Annotated in this window: 18 protein-coding genes, 3 tRNA genes, 1 rRNA gene and 1 pseudogene; 22 read left to right on the forward strand and 1 reads right to left on the reverse strand. The window is 67.9% G+C overall.

What is annotated here, in order from left to right; translation table 11 throughout:
* Position 1: 1 nt before the first annotated feature.
* The 11 genes from nusA to LW840_RS14250 all read left to right on the forward strand — a co-directional run bounded on the left by nusA (position 2) and on the right by LW840_RS14250 (position 11,657).
* Complete coding sequence (gene nusA / locus LW840_RS14200) at positions 2 to 1,312, forward strand: transcription termination factor NusA (RefSeq protein WP_291263011.1); 1,311 nt, start codon at positions 2 to 4, stop codon at positions 1,310 to 1,312.
* Positions 1,309 to 1,689, forward strand: coding sequence for a ribosomal L7Ae/L30e/S12e/Gadd45 family protein (locus tag LW840_RS14205; RefSeq protein WP_291263012.1), 381 nt, complete (start codon positions 1,309 to 1,311; stop codon positions 1,687 to 1,689). Before nusA ends, LW840_RS14205 begins: the two co-directional genes overlap by 4 nt.
* A 9-nt stretch (positions 1,690 to 1,698) precedes the next feature.
* Positions 1,699 to 4,650 carry a translation initiation factor IF-2 gene (infB, locus tag LW840_RS14210; RefSeq protein ID WP_291277219.1) on the forward strand — a complete coding sequence of 984 codons (2,952 nt, stop codon included), beginning with the start codon at positions 1,699 to 1,701 and terminating at the stop codon, positions 4,648 to 4,650.
* 9 nt (positions 4,651 to 4,659) lie between these two features.
* Positions 4,660 to 5,076 (forward strand): 30S ribosome-binding factor RbfA, encoded by a 417-nt coding sequence (gene rbfA / locus LW840_RS14215; protein WP_291268065.1) that lies wholly within the window; start codon positions 4,660 to 4,662, stop codon positions 5,074 to 5,076.
* Between the two features lie 20 nt (positions 5,077 to 5,096).
* Positions 5,097 to 6,023, forward strand: coding sequence for a tRNA pseudouridine(55) synthase TruB (gene truB / locus LW840_RS14220; RefSeq protein ID WP_291277224.1), 927 nt, complete (start codon positions 5,097 to 5,099; stop codon positions 6,021 to 6,023).
* A complete protein-coding gene (locus LW840_RS14225) occupies positions 6,020 to 6,973 on the forward strand; it encodes a bifunctional riboflavin kinase/FAD synthetase (RefSeq protein ID WP_291268066.1) in 954 nt (317 codons plus the stop codon). Before truB ends, LW840_RS14225 begins: the two co-directional genes overlap by 4 nt.
* A gap of 78 nt (positions 6,974 to 7,051) precedes the next feature.
* Entirely contained in the window at positions 7,052 to 8,731 is a 1,680-nt protein-coding gene (secD, locus tag LW840_RS14230; protein ID WP_291263016.1) for a protein translocase subunit SecD, read from the forward strand.
* Between the two features lie 7 nt (positions 8,732 to 8,738).
* A complete protein-coding gene (gene secF / locus LW840_RS14235; protein WP_291268067.1) occupies positions 8,739 to 9,755 on the forward strand; it encodes a protein translocase subunit SecF in 1,017 nt (338 codons plus the stop codon).
* Positions 9,756 to 9,759: 4 nt separating this feature from the next.
* Positions 9,760 to 10,566 (forward strand): TatD family hydrolase, encoded by an 807-nt coding sequence (locus LW840_RS14240; protein ID WP_291273506.1) that lies wholly within the window; start codon positions 9,760 to 9,762, stop codon positions 10,564 to 10,566.
* A gap of 38 nt (positions 10,567 to 10,604) precedes the next feature.
* A complete protein-coding gene (locus LW840_RS14245) occupies positions 10,605 to 10,994 on the forward strand; it encodes a RidA family protein (RefSeq protein ID WP_291263019.1) in 390 nt (129 codons plus the stop codon).
* A 15-nt stretch (positions 10,995 to 11,009) separates the two neighbouring features.
* Positions 11,010 to 11,657 (forward strand): hypothetical protein, encoded by a 648-nt coding sequence (locus LW840_RS14250; RefSeq protein WP_291273507.1) that lies wholly within the window; start codon positions 11,010 to 11,012, stop codon positions 11,655 to 11,657.
* Between the two features lie 22 nt (positions 11,658 to 11,679).
* On the opposite strand, the gene LW840_RS14255 is transcribed toward LW840_RS14250, so the two are convergent.
* Positions 11,680 to 12,441, reverse strand: a complete 762-nt coding sequence (locus LW840_RS14255) for a UDP-2,3-diacylglucosamine diphosphatase (RefSeq protein ID WP_291266148.1) — start codon at positions 12,439 to 12,441, stop codon at positions 11,680 to 11,682.
* A gap of 84 nt (positions 12,442 to 12,525) precedes the next feature.
* Between LW840_RS14255 and LW840_RS14260 the strand changes: the two genes are divergently transcribed.
* From LW840_RS14260 to LW840_RS14310, 11 genes and pseudogenes are all read left to right on the forward strand, one after another.
* Entirely contained in the window at positions 12,526 to 12,975 is a 450-nt protein-coding gene (locus LW840_RS14260) for a thioesterase family protein (RefSeq protein WP_291266147.1), read from the forward strand.
* Positions 12,972 to 14,723 (forward strand): peptidylprolyl isomerase, encoded by a 1,752-nt coding sequence (locus LW840_RS14265; RefSeq protein ID WP_291277220.1) that lies wholly within the window; start codon positions 12,972 to 12,974, stop codon positions 14,721 to 14,723. Before LW840_RS14260 ends, LW840_RS14265 begins: the two co-directional genes overlap by 4 nt.
* A complete protein-coding gene (locus tag LW840_RS14270; RefSeq protein ID WP_291277221.1) occupies positions 14,720 to 15,415 on the forward strand; it encodes a hypothetical protein in 696 nt (231 codons plus the stop codon). Before LW840_RS14265 ends, LW840_RS14270 begins: the two co-directional genes overlap by 4 nt.
* Complete coding sequence (gene lptE, locus LW840_RS14275) at positions 15,390 to 15,926, forward strand: LPS assembly lipoprotein LptE (protein ID WP_291263025.1); 537 nt, start codon at positions 15,390 to 15,392, stop codon at positions 15,924 to 15,926. The genes LW840_RS14270 and lptE overlap by 26 nt, the downstream gene beginning before the upstream one ends.
* Before the next feature lie 53 nt (positions 15,927 to 15,979).
* Positions 15,980 to 16,408, forward strand: a pseudogene (rfaE2, locus tag LW840_RS14280) (D-glycero-beta-D-manno-heptose 1-phosphate adenylyltransferase); the annotation flags it as partial.
* Positions 16,401 to 17,156 (forward strand): ribonuclease PH, encoded by a 756-nt coding sequence (gene rph / locus LW840_RS14285; protein WP_291266143.1) that lies wholly within the window; start codon positions 16,401 to 16,403, stop codon positions 17,154 to 17,156. The pseudogene rfaE2 and the gene rph, both read left to right, overlap by 8 nt.
* 5 nt (positions 17,157 to 17,161) lie before the next feature.
* The gene (locus LW840_RS14290) at positions 17,162 to 17,860 is read left to right on the forward strand and encodes a non-canonical purine NTP pyrophosphatase (protein WP_291263028.1); all 699 of its coding nucleotides are present in this window, start codon (positions 17,162 to 17,164) and stop codon (positions 17,858 to 17,860) included.
* 33 nt (positions 17,861 to 17,893) lie between these two features.
* Positions 17,894 to 17,967 (forward strand) — tRNA-Pro (locus tag LW840_RS14295).
* Between the two features lie 65 nt (positions 17,968 to 18,032).
* Positions 18,033 to 18,106 (forward strand) — tRNA-Arg (locus LW840_RS14300).
* Positions 18,107 to 18,143: 37 nt separating this feature from the next.
* Positions 18,144 to 18,215 (forward strand) — tRNA-Lys (locus LW840_RS14305).
* A 557-nt stretch (positions 18,216 to 18,772) separates the two neighbouring features.
* Positions 18,773 to 20,296 (forward strand): 16S ribosomal RNA (locus tag LW840_RS14310).
* The last annotated feature ends 9 nt before the right edge of the window (positions 20,297 to 20,305 follow it).

Consider the following 20,305-nt stretch of genomic DNA (forward strand, 5'->3'; position numbering starts at 1 on the left):
GATGGCCGGATCGGCGGAAATTCTCACAGCGTTACGTGAGCTGTCGAACCTCAAGCAGATCACGCGCGAGGAGCTTCACGGGCTTCTCCAGGACGGCATTCTTGCCGCTCTGGCCAAGAAGCACGGGGCCAACGTCCAGGCGGAAATCGACATCGACGAAGCCAAGGGCGCCATTCGCATCGTGCTGCTCAAGACGGTCGTGGAAGAGGTCACCGACGAGTCGCGTGAGGTGACCGTCGAGGAAGCGCGCTTCATGGACCCGGAATTCCAGGTCGGCGACGTCATGGAAATCCCGGTCGACTTCATGGAGTTCGGGCGCACGGCGGTCCAGGCGGCGAAGCAGCGCATCATCCAGCGGGTTCGCGAAGGCGAGCGCACGCGTATCCGCGACGAGTTCGCGGGGCGAGTCGGTGACCTGCTGTCGGGCGAAGTCCAGCAGATCGAGCGCGGCAAGCTGGTGGTCATGCTCAACAAGTTCCGGGAGGCCGAGGCCATCATCCCGTACCGCGAGCAGAATCACCGGGAGCACTACCATCAGGGCGAGCCGGTGCGCGCCGTGCTCAAGCGGGTTGAGGATACGCCCAAGGGGCCGCGCCTCATTCTGAGCCGCTCCGACGCCCTGTTCGTGCAGGCGCTGTTCAAGCTCGAGGTGCCGGAAATCCAGCAGGGGATCGTCGAGATCAAGGCCGCGGCACGCGAGGTTGGCAGCCGCACCAAGATTGCGGTCACCTCGCGCGACGAAGCGGTCGACCCGGTCGGGGCGTGCGTGGGCCTCAAAGGGGCGCGCGTGCAGGCGGTCGTGAATGAACTGGGCGGCGAGCGCATTGACATCGTACCCTGGTCTCCCGACCCTGAACGGTTCGCCAAGCTGGCGCTGGCCCCTGCACGGGTAGCGCGGGTGTTCAGCGATGCGGTCTCGCGCACCATCCAGGCCGTCGTCGACGAGGACCAGCTGTCGCTGGCAATCGGTCGCAACGGGCAGAACGTGCGACTGGCGTCCGAACTGACGGGGTGGAAGATCGATCTGTACTCGAGCCGGGAGTGGATGGAAAAGGGCGGGGAATCGCCCCTCTTCGCGCCACTGCCGGATGACGCCGAAGCCGACGTGCCGCTCAACGAAATCGAGGGACTCGAAACGGCCACGGTCGCGGTGCTGGCCGAAGCGGGATACCGTACCCTCAACGACATCCTCGATCTCGATCGGGATGATCTGCTGCGGTTGCCTGGCATTGCGCCCGAGGAGGCCGATCGCATCATGGCCATCATCGACGAACTCACCACCGAGGACGACGAGGGCGGTCGCGAGGCGTGAGTGCATCCGACGGCGGGTCGTCCGCGCTGACCGACACGGTGCGCCGCAAGGTGCTCGGGCTGGTGGGCTTGGGGGCGAGAGGCCGGTTGGTGGTGGTGGGCGCAGAGCAGGTCCGGCTCGCCGCACAGAAGGGCAGTGTGCAGTTGGTGCTGGTGGCGCGCGACGTGTCCCGGCATTCGCTCGACAAGGTGATCCCGGTCCTGCGGGCCCGGGGGGTGGAGATGGTGGAGTGGCCGAGTGCGGCCGAGTTGGGAGGCGCTGTGGGACGGGATATCACGGCGGCCATAGGGATCGTAGATCAGGCGCTGGCGCGCGGAATCCGTGGCGCCGTAGCCGGGGCAGCCCCGGCAGGCGACGCGACGCGCGTTTCGCGGTAGGAGGACGGGTTGAGCAAGCTTCGTGTGCATGACATGGCGGGTGAGTTCGGCATCTCGGCGGACGAGGTGATCGCACTGCTGCGCCAGATGGATGTCCCGGTTCGCAGCCATTTGTCGCTGCTGACCGATGATCAGGTCTCGCGAATTCGCGCCCGCTGGGAGCGCGAGAAACGGCTGCGCGCCGAGAAGGCGCAGCCGGCGCCTGCGGCCGCCCCGCGCCGTCGTCGCACGACGGCCGCAGAGGCCGTTGCCACTCCCGAGCCCGAAGCGGCGTCGCCAACGCCGGCCGTGCGCCGTCGTCGCGCCGCCGATGTGGCCGAGCACCACGAAGCCGAGGTTGCGGCTGCCGAATCGGCCGCCGCTCCCGTGCCGGCCGCTCCTGAGCCTGAGCCGGCTCCCGATATCGCGCCTGTCCCGGCGCGGAAGGCCGAGCGCCCCGCGGTCGAAGCGGCCGCGCCCGTCGAGACGCCGGCGGCACATACCGCCGCATCGGCGCCTGTCGCATCCGCCGCGCCGGCGGTGGACACGCGGCCACCCGCGGCGGAGCCGCCCGCAATCGTCCCCGCGCCCGCTCAACCCCCGCAGAAGCCGGAGACGCCCGCGCCGGTCACGGCCGTCGCACCTGAGCCGCCCGCTGCGGCCGCGGCAACACCGGCAACGACGAGTGCCGCGCCGGTGCCGGCTGCCGGCCCGGAGCCGGTGGTGGCCGCCCCGGCGGCCCCATCGGCCCCGAGCTTGCCGGCAGACCGCCCGCGCCCGCGGCCGGTCGTGCCCGGTGCGCCGCGTCCGCGGCCAGTTGCCAGCGCCAGCCCCAACTTCGGTTCGGCGCGTCCCATTGCCTCCGCTGCACCTGGCGGTGGGCTGTCACAGGGGCAGCGCCGCGACGATCGTCGCCCCGGCGGGGCACCGCCGCAGCATGGCGGGGGACAGCACGCCGGGAGCAGTGCCGGTGGGCAGCCGCAGGGGGGCGGCATGGCCCAACCCGGCGGCCAGAACCAGCAGCGGCGCGGGAAGAAGGGCAAGCGCGGCGCGGTCGATCAGGAAGCGGTGTCGGCCAACATCACCAAGACCATGACCGCCATGCGCGGCGCGCCCACGCGTGGCCGCCCAGGGCGTCGCTTCGGTGCCGAAATGCGCGCCGAGGCCGAGGAACAGCGGCAGGCGGCGGCGGAGCGCGAGCGCAAGACGGTGCGCGTGAACGAGTTCATTACGGTCTCCGAACTCGCGCAAATCCTGGGCATTTCCGCCACGCAGATCGTGGGCTTCGCCTTCAAGTCGCTCGGGCTGATGGTCACCATCAACCAGCGACTCGACTTCGACCAGATCGAGCTCATCGCTGGCGAGTTCGGCTTCCAGGCCGTCAAGGAATCCGACTACGCCGCCGATGTCCCCGATCAGGGGGAAGAGGACCGCGAAGAGGATCTCCGTCCGCGCCCGCCGGTGGTCACCATTATGGGGCACGTCGACCACGGCAAGACATCGCTGCTCGACTACATCCGCAAGGCGAACGTCGTGGCCGGCGAAGCCGGCGGCATCACGCAGCACATCGGTGCGTATCACGTGGAGGTCGCCGGCAAGCGCCTCATCACCTTCCTCGATACCCCGGGTCACGAAGCGTTCACCGCCATGCGTGCCCGCGGTGCACAGGTCACCGACATCGTCGTCATCGTCATTGCCGCCGATGACCAGGTCATGCCGCAGACCATCGAGGCGATCTCCCACGCCAAGAGTGCCGGCGTCCCCATCATCATCGCGATCAACAAGGTCGATCTGCCGACCGCGAACATCGAGAAGGTGAAGCAGGACCTCCTGCAGCACGAAGTCGTGCTCGAAGACTTCGGTGGCACGGTCCTGCACTCGGAAATCTCGGCCAAGAAGGGCACCGGGGTGGCGGAACTGCTCGATCAGATCCTGCTGCAGGCGGATATCCTCGAGCTCAAGGCCAATCCCAACCGCCGGGCCGTCGGCTCCGTGGTGGAAGCCCAGCTCGACCAGGGCAAGGGACCCGTGGCCACGGTGCTCGTGCAGAATGGCACGCTCAAGGTCGGGGACGACTACATCTGTGGCATCCACTCCGGCCGCGTGCGCGCCATGCTCGACGAGCGTGGCAAGCAGGTGAAGCAGGCCGGGCCGGCCATTCCGGTGCAGATCCTCGGTCTCACCGGCGTGCCCATGGCTGGCGATCAGCTGCTCGTGGTGGACGATGCCACCGCGGCGCGCGAGATCGCGCAGCGTCGTGAGCGGCTCGATCGGGAGGCCAAGAGCCGTCGCACCACGCGCGGCGTGGTGTCACTCGAGGATTTCATGTCCCAGGCCTCGGCTGGCCAGAAGCGCCAGCTGCGGCTCGTCATCAAGGCCGACCAGGGCGGGCCGGCGGAAGCACTGGCCGACGCGCTGCAGCAGCTGTCCAACAGCGAAGTCCAGGTGGAAATCATCCACCGCGCGGTCGGTGCCATCGCGGAAAGCGACATCCTGCTCGCCAAGGCGGCCGGCGCGATCATCATCGGCTTCCATGTGCGGCCGGACAACAACGCACGCAACGCGGCGGAACGCGAGGGCGTCGACATCAAGCTCTACCGCATCATCTACGAGGCGGTCGCCGATGTGAAGGCGGCGCTCGAAGGGATGCTGCGTCCGGAAGAGCGTGAAGTGGTCTTCGGTGAGGCCGAAGTCCGCGAAACGTTCAAGGTGGCCCGCGTCGGGACGATCGCCGGTACCATCGTGCGCTCGGGGATCATCAACCGGAAGGGACGCATCCGCGTCATCCGCGATGGGATCGAGATCTACGACGGGGCCATCGCCTCGCTGCGTCGCTTCAAGGACGACGTCAACGAGGTCAAGGAAGGCTACGAGTGCGGTATCGGCATCGAGAACTTCAACGACCTCAAGATCGGGGACGTCTTCGAGTGCTACCGGACCGAGGAAGTAGCGCGCACGCTCGATCAGGCCTCCAGGGCCTGAGGAGGCATCATGGGCGAACCGCGGCGTCCCGACCGCGTCGCCGAAGCGATTCGTGAACAGGTCGCGACCTTCCTGGCGGAAGGCGCGAAGGACCCACGCATCAAGGCGTTCGTCACCGTGACCGCGGTGGATGTGACGCGCGATCTTCGGCACGCGACGGTCTTCGTCAGCCTCATGGGTGACGAAGCCGACAAGAAGTCCACAACGGAGGGGCTGGCCAGCGTGGCTGGCCACCTGCGTTCGGTGCTTGGCAAGACGCTCCGGCTGCGATCGGCTCCGGAGATCCACTTCCGTACCGACGAGAGCGTGGCGCGCGCGTCGCGCATCGAGAGTCTGCTCGCGCAGATTCGCGATGAGCGCGATCAGCGCGAGCAGGAACCACCGGGCGGCGACGCCACCGCCGCCCCGGGCGCGCCGGAATCCTGACCGTCGACGCGCCCGTGCCGGTGGGGCCGCCGTCACCGCCCGCGCCGCTCACTTCCGGCTTGCTGTACGTGGACAAGCCGGCCGGCCTTTCGTCGCATGATATCGTAAGCGTTGTGCGCCGTGCAGCGCGCAGCCGGCGGGTCGGCCATGCCGGCACGCTCGATCCGTTCGCGACCGGCCTGCTGGTACTCGCGATCGGCCCCTGCACGCGCCTGCTGCCGTACCTCGTGGGAGAACCCAAGGTGTACGAGGCCGTCATCCGCTTCGGCCACGAAACGGACAGCGACGACGCCACGGGAGAGCCCACGCGTACCGTGGCGCCACCGCCCGTCGAGCAGCTTACCGAGAGTGGCAACGCCGTGCGCCTTGCTGCCGAGGCCGGCCTCACGGGGCGCATCGCCCAGATCCCACCGGCATTCTCCGCCAAGCATGTCGACGGTGTGCGCGCATACGCGCTGGCCAGAAAGGGCAGGCACGTCCACCTGCCGCCTGTCGACATCGAGGTGTTCGGTTGGGAGTGGCTGCATGGCAGCGCCGACCGCCTCCACACCCGCATCCGCTGCGGAAGCGGGACGTACATTCGCGCCCTCGCCCGTGACCTGGGACGTGCGCTGGGCTCCGCGGCCCACTGCGAATCCTTGCGCCGGGTGGCGAGTGGGCCAGCGCACGTGGCCGATGCGGTCGCGTGGAGCATGCTGGGGCCCGGTGCCATCGCCGACGGCGCCGTCACGTTGCGGTCACCACTGGCCGCGCTGGGCGCGGTGGCGCACCAGCCACTCGACGCCGAACAACTGCGCGATCTGCGTCATGGGCGGCCACTGCGGGCCACCGTTGGTGGGGAGCGGGCCGCGCTGTTGCGTGACGGCCAGGTGGTGGCCATGGCCGTCCGCTCGGGCTCCGACCGTTGGCAGCCGCGGGTGGTCCTGTTGGGGGACGACGCGTCATGAGCCCCCGCGGCGAACCGATCGGCCTGCCGCTGGAGCATGGCGCCGTGGTCACCGTGGGGACCTTCGACGGCGTGCATCGGGGCCATCAGGATGTGCTGGCCACCCTCGTGCGCCGGGCGGCGGAGCAGTCGTTGCCCAGCGTGGTCGTGACCTTCGATCCGCATCCCCTCGAGGTGGTCAACCCGGCCGCCGCGCCGCCGCTGCTCACCCTCACCAACGAGAAGCTGGCGATGTTCGCTCAGTCGGGGGTCTCGTATGTGGCGGTCCTTCCCTTCACGCCGCGCCTCGCGGCGCTCGAGGCCGAGCAGTTCGTCGACGATGTGCTGCTGGGCCGTTTCGCCCTGCGCGAACTGCTGGTGGGGCACGACCACGGCTTCGGTCGCGGACGCCTGGGGGACATCGAGGTGCTCCGGCAGTTGGGCCACCGACGGGGCTTTCAGGTCACCGTGCTCCCCCCGGTGCATACACCCGACGGGCACGCCATCAGCTCGACGGCCATCCGGCGCGCCGTCGCTGGCGGCGATCTGGCGCGCGCCGCTGCGGGGCTCGGACGTCCGTACAGCATTTCCGGGCGTATCGTCCGCGGCGACCAGCGGGGGCGCACCATCGGCTATCCCACGCTCAACCTCGAACCCCTCCCCGAGCGCAAGCTGCTGCCCCCCGACGGGGTGTATGCCGTGCGGGTCCAGCTACCGGCCGGCGAGTACGGCGGCATGCTCAACCTCGGGCCACGTCCCACGGTAGGGGACTTCCAGCGGCGCATCGAAACGCACGTGTTCGATGCCAGCGGCGACTGGTACGGTGCCCACGTGCGCCTCGATTTCGTGGGGCGCTTGCGCGGGACCCGCCCTTTCCCGGGGCTGGAGGCCCTCAAGGCGCAGCTGGCCGAGGATGAAGCGCAGGCGCGGGTGGCACTGGCTACCGCACGACCCACTGCGCCCCTAAGTTAAGGGGCTTGGCGCACTTCGCGCCGTTTTCCCGCGCCTTGCCCCAGGGCGCGCCGACATTCCCTTTGGCCACCGGCATCGATGGCGAACCTGAAGTACCGCGTCCTGCTCATCGTGGGACTCTTCGCGGCCTCTGCATGGGCCCTCTTTCCGCGCACCGTCGTTGAACGGGTGAAGCGCGATGGCGTGTTCGTGTACGACACCGTACGGCGCGTGCCGCTCAAGCGCGGGCTTGATCTGCAGGGCGGCATGCACCTCACCCTCGAGGTGGACGAGTCCAAGCAGGCGGTGGCCAACAAGTCGGAAGCGCTCGATCGGGCGCTGAAGGTCGTGCGGCAGCGCATCGACGAATTCGGCGTCTCCGAGCCGGTCGTGCAGAAGGTGGGCAATGACCGCATCATCGTCGAACTGCCGGGCATCGACGATCCCGAGCGTGCGCAGGATGTGGTGCAGAAGTCGGCCTTCCTCGAGTTTCAGATCACCGACGAAACCGGCGCCCTCGAGAAGGCCACGCCGCGGTTCGATGAAATCGCTCGTGCGGCAGGGATTGCGGTCGGGTCGCAGGCCGCCGGGACTCCGGCTGCGGGCGATTCCGCCAAGTCCACCTCGGTGACGTCGCTGCTCACGCAGAAGAGCGACAGCGCCCCCAAGGACAGTGCCGCCGTTGCCGGAACGACCGGCACCGACAGCGCCGCCGCCAAGCCGGTCGCCGGCGGCCTCTTCGCCAACAACGTGCAGCCCGGGCAGATCCCGGGGCAGTACATCGTTTCCGAAACGGCCTTCCCGGCCATCGATCGCGCGCTGCAACTGCCGGCCATCCAGGCGGCCATGCCGCCGGGCAAGGTGATTCGCTGGGGCGTGGTGGACACGGTCGAAACGGGAGCGCAGCGGTTCCGCGCGCTGTACGTGCTCGATGCGCGGCCCATCATCACCGGCGAAGTGCTGACCGATGCCCGTCCCAACACCGACCCGGTTGAGGGCAACGTGGTGCAGTTCACCCTCAACAACGAGGGCGCCCGCCGCTTCAAGGTGGAAACGGGTAAGCACATTCGCGACAACATGGCCATCGTGCTCGACCAGAAGGTCATCACGGCGCCCACGCTGCAGAGCGCGATCGGCCGCAACGGCCAGATCACGTTGGGTGGCGGCACGCTGCAGGCGGCCCAGGACCTTGCCCTCGTGCTGCGCGCCGGCGCCCTGCCCGTGCCGCTCAAGGTGGCCGAAGTGCGCCAGATCGGCGCCAGTCTGGGCAACGACTCGGTCAACAAGGGCATCTTCGCCCTCATCGTGGCCTTCGGCCTCGTGCTCGCGATCATGATCGCGTACTACAAGCTCTCCGGCGCCCTGGCCGTGGCCGCGCTCGTGCTGTACATGGTCTACACCATGGCCATGCTCGCCGGCTTCAATGCCGTGCTCACACTCCCCGGCCTCGCCGGCTTCGTGCTCTCCATCGGTATTGCCGTCGACGCCAACGTGCTCATTTTCGAGCGCATCCGTGAAGAGCTCGATCAGGGCAAGTCGGTTCGCTTGGCCATCGACGAGGGCTTCCGCCATGCCCTCAGCGCCATCGTCGATACCTCGGCGGCCACCATCCTTTCGGGCATGGTGCTGTATCAGTACGGCACGGGTCCCGTTCGCGGCTTCGCCGTCACGCTCGTGGCCGGCCTCGTCGCCTCGCTGTTCACGGCGATCTTCGTGAGCAAGACCTTCTTCCTGATCTGGTTGAACCGCTCGCGCGGCACCCAGACGCTGAGCATCTGAGGCCGTCATGCTGCGTATCTTCCACAACACCAAGTACGAATTCATCAAGCACTGGAAGCTGGCGGCCGGCCTCACCGTGGCGTTCATCGCGGCGGGGCTCGTGACCTTCGGCATCACCGGTGGCGTGAACTACAGCATCGAGTTCACGGGTGGCACCCTCATGCAGGTGCAGTTCAAGCAGGCACCCGATGTGGCCGTGGTGCGCGGGACGCTCGACAAGGCCGGCATCACCGGGGCCGAAATCCAGCAGTACGGCGGGCCGCTCGAGTACACCATCCGTGCTCGCGACGAAAAGCAGGTCGAGGCGCAGGCCGCGGGCGCCGAGGGCGTGTCCAAGCAGATCCAGGCGGCGCTCGATCAGCAATTCGGCGCCGGCAACGTGAACATCGTGCGCACCGAAGCGGTGGGGCCCAAGGTCGGAAGTGAACTGCGCTCCGGCGCCGCCACGGCCATGATCATCGCCTCGCTGTTCACGCTGGTCTATCTCGCCATCCGGTTCGACTGGCGCTTCGGCGCCGCTGCCGTGCTCGCCACCGCTCACGACATCCTCGTCACGTTCGCGTTCATCAAGCTCACGAACCTCGAAGTGTCGCTCACGGTGGTCGCGGCCATCCTCACGCTCCTCGGCTACTCGGCCAACGACACGATCATCATCTTCGATCGCGTGCGCGAGAACCTGCGCAAGCCGCACAAGGGCATGACGCTGGCGGCGCTGCTCGACAAGTCGATCAACGAGACGCTGCCGCGCTCCATCATGACGCACGCCACCACGCTCCTCGCGACGCTGGCGCTGCTGCTCCTTGCCGGTGAGGTCATTCGTCCGTTCGCGTGGGTCATGGCCTTCGGCGTCTTCGTCGCCACGTTCTCGTCGATTTATGTCGCCGGTCCGATCCTGCTCTGGATCGAGTCCAAGTATCCGCGCAACGACGACAGTGCCACCGCCATGGCGGCCAAGGCCGGCAAGGACCTGTCGCCCCCCAGCACCAAGGGCGGGCGCGGCACGGAGCGTCTCGCCGCGCGCTGACCGCGTGAGCAAATCCCCGGCGACCCTGCCCGTGACGTCGTTCGCCGACAGCCACGTGCACCTCGCCAGCACGGCGTTCACCGATGAGGTGGACGCCGTCATCGACCGGGCCCGCGCAGCAGGTGCGCGGGCCCTCGTCTGTATCGGTGAATCGCCGGAGGCCGCCGGGCGGGCACGAGCCATCGCGGCGCGGTTCCCCGGGCTCGTGCATCACACCTGCGGGCTGCATCCGCATGATGCCGCCCAGTGGGACCCGGCGGTGCACCCGGAGACCATTCGTGAGGCCGTACGGCTTGGGGCCGTGGCCGTGGGCGAATGCGGACTCGATTACCACTACGATCACGCACCGCGTGAGGTGCAGCGCCGCACGCTGGACGCGCAACTCGCGCTGGCGGCGGAGCTCGATCGCCCCATCGTGCTGCATACACGCGAGGCGGAAGACGATACGCGAGACATGCTGCGGGCGGCGGCCTCTGCCGGCGTGCGCGGCGTGCTGCACTGTTTCACCGGCAGTGCGTCCCTGGCCCGGGCCGGCCTCGACGCGGGCTGGTTCCTGTCGTTCAGTGGAATCATCACATTCCGCAACTGGCACGACGAGTCGCTGCTGGCATTGGTGCCCGACGACAGGCTGCTCGTGGAGTCCGACGCCCCGTATCTCGCGCCCATCCCCAACCGCGGCAAGCGCAACGAACCGGCCTGGGTGCCGCATACCATCCGGCGACTCGCCGCGGCGCGCGCTACCACAGCCGAAGCGCTCGCGGCACTCACCCTGCACAATACCCGGCGGTTCTTTCGGTTGCCCGCCGAGTGACCACCGCCGAACGCTCTCACCTACGCCACGCACACGTCATGAGCCTCGAAATCCTGCACACCGATGATGCCCCCAAGGCCATCGGCCCGTACGCTCAGGCCGTCAAGGCCAATGGCTTCCTCTTCACGGCCGGACAGATCCCGCTGCACCCCGTGCGCATGGAAATCGTGGACGGCGACGTGGCTGCCCAGACGGAGCAGGTGCTCGCCAATCTGTCGGCGGTGCTCGCCGCCGCCGGTGTCACCTGGGCGGATGTGGTGAAGACCACCTGCTTCCTGCGCACGATGGATGATTTCGCCGCCTTCAATGCGGTGTATGCGCGCGTCCTGGGCGAGGCGCGGCCCGCGCGGTCGACCGTGGCCGTAGCCGGTCTGCCTCGCAATGTCAGCGTCGAGGTGGAGCTCGTCGCGGCTCTTCCGGCGCGCTGAGGAGTACCACGCCGCATGGCTGACCGTCCCCCAACGCTCAGGCACCGCCACCGCGCGGGCATTGCAGGACTGCTGCTCCTGCTGGCGGTCAGCCCCGGGCGCGGTGGTGCGCAGGCCCGCGACAGCGTGCGCGCGTCGGCAGACTCCGGGCGCACCACGTTGACGCCGGCAGCCCCCACGCCGAGCGTCTCCGCTCCCTCCATCGGGACGCGGCCGCGGGGACAGTTCACGCCGCCGCTCACGCCGCGGCGCGCCTTCGTGTATTCCGCCATCCTGCCGGGGCTCGGCCAGTCCCGACTCGACCGCGGCTCGTCGGGTGCCCTGTTCGCTGCCGTCGAATTGGCCGCGCTCGTCATGGTGCGCCGGAGTTCGGCCGACCTGCGTGAGGCGCGCCGCTTCCTGGCCGATTCGCTGCCGCTGGAGTTCACCGTCTCGAATACGGGCACGGTCCAGCGCAGCGGCATTCTCAGCAGTCGCTACGATGACGACCTCATTCGGACACGTCGTCTGCACGTGGAGGACTGGCTGGCCACCGTGGCCTTCAACCACCTCTTTGCTGGCGCCGACGCCTTTGTGTCCGCGCAATTGTGGGATTTGCCGGTCCGGCTCTCCGCCGCCCCAACGGCCAACGGGCCGCTGTTCGTCGCGACGCTGCGCTTCTGAGGAGCGCTGCGTTCGCACAGTGTCAGCGCGGACGCTCCAACTGCACCACCGTGGAAGCCGTGCCGTCGTCATGCGTCTGCATACGGGCAATGCGGTCATCCTCGAGCCGCAGATACTGATGGTCGAGGTACCACGCGCCGGCGTTGGCATAAATGCCGTGGCCGGCGGGCACCAGCGTGGGGACGTGCGAGTGCCCGTGCACGGCCAGGCGAGGACCGCCGGCTGAGGAGAGCGCCGCAGTGCCGACCGCCAGCAACCCGGCCCCGCCATCCCGGGCGCGTCCTTTGCGACTCGTCTTCGAGCTGGCGTGTGCAAGACGCGTCGCAAAGTCCGGATGCAGCCACGAGTACGCGGCAATGGACCACGGGTGCCGCAACACGCGGCGCAGGCGGCGGTAGGGTGCGTCTTCGACCTCACGCAACCCATCGCCGTGCGTCAGAAGCGCATCCCACGGCCCGATCAGACCGCGCCACGGCTCCAGCGTATAGTGCGCCCCCGTCTCGGCCCGGAGCGCCTCGCCCCCCCAGCAATCGTGGTTCCCGCCGATCCACACCACCGGGATCTGCTGCTCCGCCAGATCCGCCAACGCTGCCAGGACGCGGAATCCCGTGCGTGGCATGACATGACGCCAGGCGAACCAGAAGTCGAACAGGTCACCCATGATGATGAGCGACCGCGCCTGGTCGGGAAGGGCGCGCAGGTGCCGGAGGAGCCGCCGTTCGGATTCCGCCGAGGCGACACCCAGATGCACATCACCGATGACATGACAGGGGGTAGGCAGCACGGAGGCAGTCTAACCCCTCGCCGCAGCACCGACAAACCTCGCAATGAGGGTGCGGGACGTCCTTCGGGCTGGCATTATCCTTCCATGGCTTTCGAAACCGTGTCTGAACTCCGGGTGCGCTACGCCGAGACCGACCAGATGGGCGTGGTGTACCATGCCAACTACCTCGTCTGGTGTGAGATCGGACGCACCGACTACATCCGTCGCGCGGGGCGCAGCTACGCCGACCTCGAACGAGATGGCGTGCTGCTCGCGGTGAGCGACGCCTCGCTCCGCTTTCGCGCCTCCGCCAGGTACGATGATCCCATCCGCGTCCATACCGCGCTCACGTCCGTCGGCTCACGGGGCATGACCTTCGCCTATCGCATCGTGCGGGCGGATGCCGATCAGCTGCTGGTCACCGCGAGCACATCACTGGTGAGCATCAATCGCGATGGCCGCCCCTGCACACTGCGTACGGATGTGCGAGCGTGGCTGGAGGCGGCGATGCGCGGCGACAAGGCGGACGACGCGCGTACGGCGATACCCTCATGAGGCCGGGAACCTGGTGGGAGAAGGGGGCCGCCGCCCTCGTGCTGCTGGGTCTGGCCGCGTGCGGGCGCCGCGGAGCCTCCACCGTCGCGCCGGCGACCGCTGCGGTCCCCGCCGCGGTCACCATCAGTGCCGATGCGCGATTGCTGGAGATGGTCGATCAGCGCCGTCCCGATACGGCACTCGTCGATCGCCTGCTCGCCGATTCCGATGCCACGCGACGGGCGCGCACGGCGCTGGCAATCGGGCAGGCGCGCATCCGCCTGCGCTACCCGCGCTTGCGCGCGCTGCTGGTCGACGGCGACACCGCCATCGCGGCCAATGCGGCGTATGCCATTGGCATAGCCCGTGATTACGAAGCGGTCCCGGCACTCGCCCGCGCCGTGATGGGGGCACCCGATGCGGTGGCGCGCGAAGCGGCATGGGCGCTGGGTGAAGTGGGCGAGATGGGACGTGACGCCCTCGTGCAGACGCTGGGTAACGGGGCGCCGAATGCGGTTTCGCGCAGTCCGGCTGCTGCGCGAGCGCCGGCGGTGCGCGCGGCGTTGGTGTTGGCCACCTTCAAGCTGCGCGAGGCGCCCATCGCCGTCGTGACGCCATGGCTTCAGGATCCCGCCCCCGAGGTGGTGCGCGCCGCGGCCTATGTCGTGGCGCGGTTGCGCGCTCCGGCGGGCGTGCGTGCGCTCTTCGCCGTGACGGCCCACGACGACGAGGAGGTGCGGCAGTACGCGGCGCGCGCCTTTGCGCGCTTGGCGGCCGGTGACTCGCTTGGCGGTCGCGCACGGGAAGCCCTGCGTGTACTCCTGCGTGACGAGAGCGAGCGCGTGCGCATCAACGCCGCGCAAAGCGCCGCCTCCTATGGCCCCCTCATGGCCAATGCCGTCGACTCGCTCTGGAAGGACCCCGCGCCGAATGTGCGCGTCGCCCTCGCGGAGGCCTATGCGGAAGCGGCCGGACGTGATGTGGCGCGATGGCAGCGGGCGTGGGATGCCGACACCTTGCTGGCCGTGCGTCGCGCCCTGTTGTCGCACCTGCGCCGTTCGCACCTGCCGCTGGTGGCTGGTGTGGAGGCGGAATGGGCCGGACGTGCCGACTGGCGCTATCGCGTGGCGGCGCTGGGCGGTGGAGACCCCGGCAGCATGCCCGACAGTGCACTGGCGCGTCGCCTGCTGGCCGATGCCGACCCCCGGGTCCGGCGAGAGGCACGGGCTCGGTTGGGGGAGCGCGACACGACGGTAGCGGCGCGGCCCCCGCGCAGCGGCGCGCCCGTGCCCCGGGCGCTGGAGGAGTACGAGCACCTGGTCGAGCAATACTGGCGCACTCCGACTCGCCCACGCGCCTTCATCGACACAGACCACGGGACCATCACCATCGAGCTGTTCACGCACGAGGCGCCACTCGTGGTCGAAGCGTTTACGCGCCTTGCCCGCGAAGGGAAGTATCGGAACACGATCTTCCATCGGGTGGTACCGAACTTCGTCGTGCAGGATGGCGACCTCGCCAGCGGTGACGGGGCACCCGAGCCGCCCTTCTCGCTGCGTGAGAGCTGGTCCCGCCGGCGGCACGGGCGTGGATGCCTCGGGCTGGCCACCGCTGGTCCGGATACCGGGGGCAGTCAGTACTACCTGTGCCACTCCACTCAGCCTCACCTGGACGGCGGCTACACCGTTTTTGGACAGGTGGTCGACGGCTTCGACGTGATGGACCGCATTGTACGAGGAGATCGGATGCTGCAGGTACGGGTGCCATGACGCCGGGGGTGGGCAGGCGTTGGGGAGGGCCGCTGGCGCTGGTGCTCGCGATCACGGGGGGCGGCTGTGCGCCGGCGGCGCGTCCCCTGGTGGGGGCGCCAACGCGCGCCGTATTGCCGCCTACCGTCATCTCGACGGTGCCCACGGTCCTGCGCTTCACCTGGCAGTACAAGGACGAGACCTTCGAGGCGAATGGTGACGGCGCGGTGCGCCGGCAGGGGCCGGACCGTGCCCGGCTCGATTTCTTCCTCAGCAATGGCATGGCAGGTGGCTACGCGATACTGGTCGGTGACACACTGACGGTCCCCGGCATCGACCTGGTCAAGCGCATGCTTCCACCGGTGCCGTTGCTCTGGGCGTCGCTCGGCCGACTCGCCGTCCCCCCCGCTCGCGATACGGTGGCGCGCATGGATGGCGATACGCTGCGCGCGGATCTGGGCCAGTTGCGTGGGCGTGATGCCTCCGGCGCCGACGGCCGTGCTTGGCGCCTGGCCTTTACGGGGACGGCACTCACGCGCGTCGAGCGTATTGAAGACGGCAAGGTGATCGAGTGGATGTCTCGGGTCCCGGGGGCCGACGGTACACTGCGGTTGCAGTATGTTCATGAGCGTGGCAAGCGACGACTTGCCATTGCCGTCTCCGACACCACGATTGTTGAGGCTTTTGATGACGCCATCTGGCGCCGCCGTTGACGCCCACCGCTGGCCCCTGACACGACGCGCCCTTCTCGTCCTCGGTGCCATCGCGTTGTGCGCCGGCTGTTACGGGTTCTCCGGTGGGGGCGGCTTGCCGCGCAATCTCAAGACCGTGGCCATTCAGCCTTTCGACAACCAGACGGCGGCTCCCGAGTTGCAGCGCGAGATCTTCGACCAACTGCGGACGGTGCTGCGCGACCGACTCAACCTGCGCGAGGCCCCCGAGGCGCGGGCCGATCTCGTGGTGCGTGGCACCATCGTGACGTACGACGTGGACTTGCCACTCGGCGCCACGGCCGACGCGCGCAATACCGCGTCGAATCGTCGCCGTCTGCAGCTGGTCATCGACATCGAGATCATCGAGTCGGCCACCAGCCGGGTGCTGCTGGCCCGCAAGGGACTGTCGCGCGAGGGGCAGTATGCGGAGGGGGGCGAGGCGAGCGGGCGCAAGAATGCCCTCGAAAGCATCATGGCGGACATCGTCGAAGGGGTGCAGTCGCAGTGGTAGGCCCATCAGCGCCGCGCACGCCTGCGTCCAAGGTCATGGATTGGGCGGCGGCGGCAGCGTGGCGTCAGGGCCTCGCCGGTCCCGTGGTCTTCACCAACGGCGTCTTCGATCTGCTGCACCCGGGACACATCGACGTGCTCGATGGCGCGCGGCGTCAGGGCACTGCGCTCATTGTCGGGCTCAACAGCGATGCCTCGGTGCGCCGCCTGAAGGGGCCGACGCGACCCGTGCGCTCGACGGCCGAGCGTGCGCTGGTGTTGGCAGGGCTGGAGTCGGTCGATGCGGTCGTGGTGTTCGAGGAGGACACGCCGCTGTCGCTGGTCCAACGGCTCCTGCCCGATGTGATCGTGAAGGGCGGCGACTACTCGCCGGATACGATCGTGGGCGCCGATATCGTCACCGCCCGGGGCGGACGGGTCGTCGTCATTCCGCTGGTCCCCGGGCAATCCACCACCTCCATCATCGAGAAGCTTCGTGGCTGAATCGTCAACGGCAATCGCTCTGCTGCGGCAGGGCCGTCTCAACACTGCGTTGCGCCCGGTGACGCTCGAGCGAGGCGCGGTAGCGTACGCCGAGGGCTCGTGTCTCGTGAGCTTCGGCGGCACCCGTGTGCTCTGTGCCGCGTCGGTGGAGAGTGGTGTGCCCGGGTGGAAGAAAGGCTCTGGCGAAGGATGGGTCACGGCGGAGTACGCCATGCTGCCACGAGCCACGCGCACGCGGGTGTCGCGCGAACGCTCGCAGGTCGGCGGCCGGACGCAGGAAATCCAGCGACTCATTGGCCGCAGCGTTCGGGCCATGCTGGACAGCTTCGCGTTCGGCGAGTTCACGGTGAAGGTCGACTGTGATGTGCTGCAGGCCGACGGGGGCACGCGCACGGCGGCCATTACGGGAGCGTGTATCGCGGTGCAGGACGCGTTCTCGTGGATGGTGGCCACGGGGCGGTTGCCCGCCTCCCCGGTTCGGCGCCGTGTGGCGGCCATCAGCGTGGGGCTGATCGACGGGGAGGCGCGTCTCGACCTCGACTACGAGGAGGATGTACGGGCCGGCGTCGACATGAACGTGGTCATGAGCAGCGAGGGGCGGTTCGTGGAAGTGCAGGGGACGGGCGAGCACGGCACCTTTGCCCGCGGTGAACTCGATGGGCTGCTCGATCTGGCGGTGCAGGGAATCGGGGAACTCGATGCGCTGCAGCAGCAGGTGCTCGCCGCGCCGCTCCCGATGCCGGTGTAACGGCGGTGTCGCTGGCGACCACGACGGAGGCGAGGGCCGGGGCCGCACCGCGCCAGATCGTGCTCGCGACGCGCAGTGCGGGCAAGCTTCGCGAGCTGGGTCCCCTGCTGGCAACGCACGGATGGGACGCGATCACGCTCGATGCGTTGGGCATCGTCGAGTCGGCCGACGAAGAGGGACTCGAGCAGTACGATCGCTTCGAGGAGAATGCCCTGGCCAAGGCACGGTATTTTGCCACGCGTACGGGTCGTCTGGTGCTCGCCGATGATTCGGGGCTTGCGGTGGAGGCCCTCGACGGGCGCCCGGGTGTGCACAGCAAACGGTGGTCGGGGAGTGCCTTGCAGGGGGCGGCACTCGATGCGTTCAACAACGCGTACCTGATGGAACGCCTGCGTGAGGCTGAGGCGGCCGGGCGTTCGTCTCGTGCCGCGGCCTACGAGTGTGCGGCGGCGTGTGCGTGGCCGGAGGGGGCCATTGTGGCGCACGGGCGCACGGCGGGGCAGGTGCTTTCGTCGCCGAGGGGGACGGGGGGATTCGGGTACGACCCGTACTTCTGGTCGGAGGAGCTACAGGCGACCTTTGCCGAGGTGGCACGCGATGCCAAGGCGGCGGTCAGCCATCGGGGGCGTGCGGTGCGCGCCGTGCTCGCCGCGCTGGCGGATTTTTTTCCGCTGCCAGTTGACCCGACGCCACGGCGGGGATAACATACCCCGCCGCTGGAAGGCGGTGCTGATGTGCGGGGCGTAGCGTAGCCCGGTATCGCGCCTGCTTTGGGAGCAGGAGGTCGCCGGTTCGAATCCGGCCGCCCCGACTCTGCCGTATCAGCGGTTGGTGAGTGGCAGTCAGGTGCCCGAGAGGGTGACCAAGCGTGTGCAGGCGCCAGTAGCTCAGATGGATAGAGCGGCAGCCTTCTAAGCTGTTGGTCGGGGGTTCGAATCCCTCCTGGCGCGTCCGCTTACCGTGCTCCACCCGAGGGTTCGGGTGCGCGCACCCTTAGCTCAATGGTAGAGCAGCTGACTCTTAATCAGTAGGTTCTAGGTTCGAGTCCTAGAGGGTGCACTTCGCGGCGGTCGCGAAAGCGGCCGCCGCGCTTTTTTCTCCTCGCGTGGCGAGCTCTGCAGTGCGCACGGCAGGCAGGAGGTGACAAGTCAGGCGGTCGGTCAGCGGCTGATTTGTCAAAGGATTTTCCAGACAGGGGTTGCGTTTCGCGGGATGGCAGGCGATTATAGCGACCCTTCGCCAAAACTGCCGCACGGCGGCGTTGGCAGGCCAGGTTCGCTGGGGTGCATGAAGCGCGGACGGTTGAGCGCGCGGCCAGCGAGAAAAGAAGTGAAACAGGCGGTTGACAAGTTCGCTTCAACTTGGTAAATAAAGAGGCTGCCGCCAGAACGGCGGCTGACGAAAAAGCAGGAACTTGTGTAGCCGCAAGCGGTTACGCGCAGGATGGCAGGACGCTATTTGACAACCGAGGAAGAGATCGATGGATGTGCGGGCGGTGTTTATGACCCAGGGCTGATCAGGGCTCTGGCGAGACATCAACCTGAAATTTTGTGATTCCGTGTCGATCGCCTGTGGGCGGATCGCATGGGAGAGCCTATCAAGGCTCCAAGGGGTAACCATTGGAGAGTTTGATCCTGGCTCAGGACGAACGCTGGCGGCGTGCTTAACACATGCAAGTCACGGGGGCCCGCAAGGGTAACCGGCGAACGGGTGCGTAACACGTGAGCAATCTGCCGTACACTGGGGGATAGCCGGCCCAACGGCCGGGTAATACCGCATACGCTCCTTTGGCGGCATCGCTGAGGGAGGAAACCTCCGGGGGTGTACGAGGAGCTCGCGGCCTATCAGGTAGTTGGTGGGGTCACGGCCTACCAAGCCATTGACGGGTAGCTGGTCTGAGAGGATGGCCAGCCACATTGGGACTGAGATACGGCCCAGACTCCTACGGGAGGCAGCAGTGGGGAATATTGCGCAATGGCCGCAAGGCTGACGCAGCGACGCCGCGTGGGGGATGACGCATTTCGGTGTGTAAACCCCTGTTGCCCGGGACGAACCGCTCGTTTCGACGAGTCTGACGGTACCGGGTGAGGAAGCACCGGCTAACTCCGTGCCAGCAGCCGCGGTAATACGGAGGGTGCGAGCGTTGTCCGGAATCACTGGGCGTAAAGGGCGCGTAGGCGGTCTGCTAAGCGTGTGGTGAAAGCTCGGGGCTCAACCCTGAGTCGGCCATGCGAACTGGTGGACTGGAGCACTGTAGAGGCAGGTGGAATTCCGGGTGTAGCGGTGGAATGCGTAGAGATCCGGAAGAACACCGGTGGCGAAGGCGGCCTGCTGGGCAGTAGCTGACGCTGAGGCGCGACAGCGTGGGGAGCAAACAGGATTAGATACCCTGGTAGTCCACGCCGTAAACGATGGGGACTAGGTGCTTGGGGGAACGACCCCCCGAGTGCCGGCGCTAACGCATTAAGTCCCCCGCCTGGGGAGTACGGCCGCAAGGCTGAAACTCAAAGGAATTGACGGGGGCCCGCACAAGCGGTGGAGCATGTGGTTTAATTCGACGCAACGCGAAGAACCTTACCCAGGCTTGACATGGATGGGCAAGCCTCTGGAAACAGGGGCCCCTCTTCAGAGCTCATTCACAGGTGCTGCATGGCTGTCGTCAGCTCGTGTCGTGAGATGTTGGGTTAAGTCCCGCAACGAGCGCAACCCTTGCCCTTAGTTACCAGCGGGTAAAGCCGGGGACTCTAGGGGGACTGCCGGTGCCAAACCGGAGGAAGGTGGGGACGACGTCAAGTCATCATGGTCCTTACGTCTGGGGCTACACACGTGCTACAATGGCCGGTACAATGGGTTGCGACCTGGCAACAGTGAGCCAATCCCCAAAGCCGGCCTCAGTTCGGATTGTCGTCTGCAACTCGACGGCATGAAGCTGGAATCGCTAGTAATCGTGGATCAGCGACGCCACGGTGAATACGTTCCCGGGCCTTGTACACACCGCCCGTCACGCCATGGAAGCTGTGAGCGCCCGAAGTCGGTGTCGGAACCCGCAAGGGGCCAAGCCGCCTAAGGCGAGCGCAGTGACTGGGGCGAAGTCGTAACAAGGTAGCCGTAGGGGAACCTGCGGCTGGATCACCTCCTTTCCGGAGCGA

This window comes from Gemmatimonas sp. (assembly GCF_021298855.1).
GTDB lineage: Bacteria > Gemmatimonadota > Gemmatimonadetes > Gemmatimonadales > Gemmatimonadaceae > Gemmatimonas.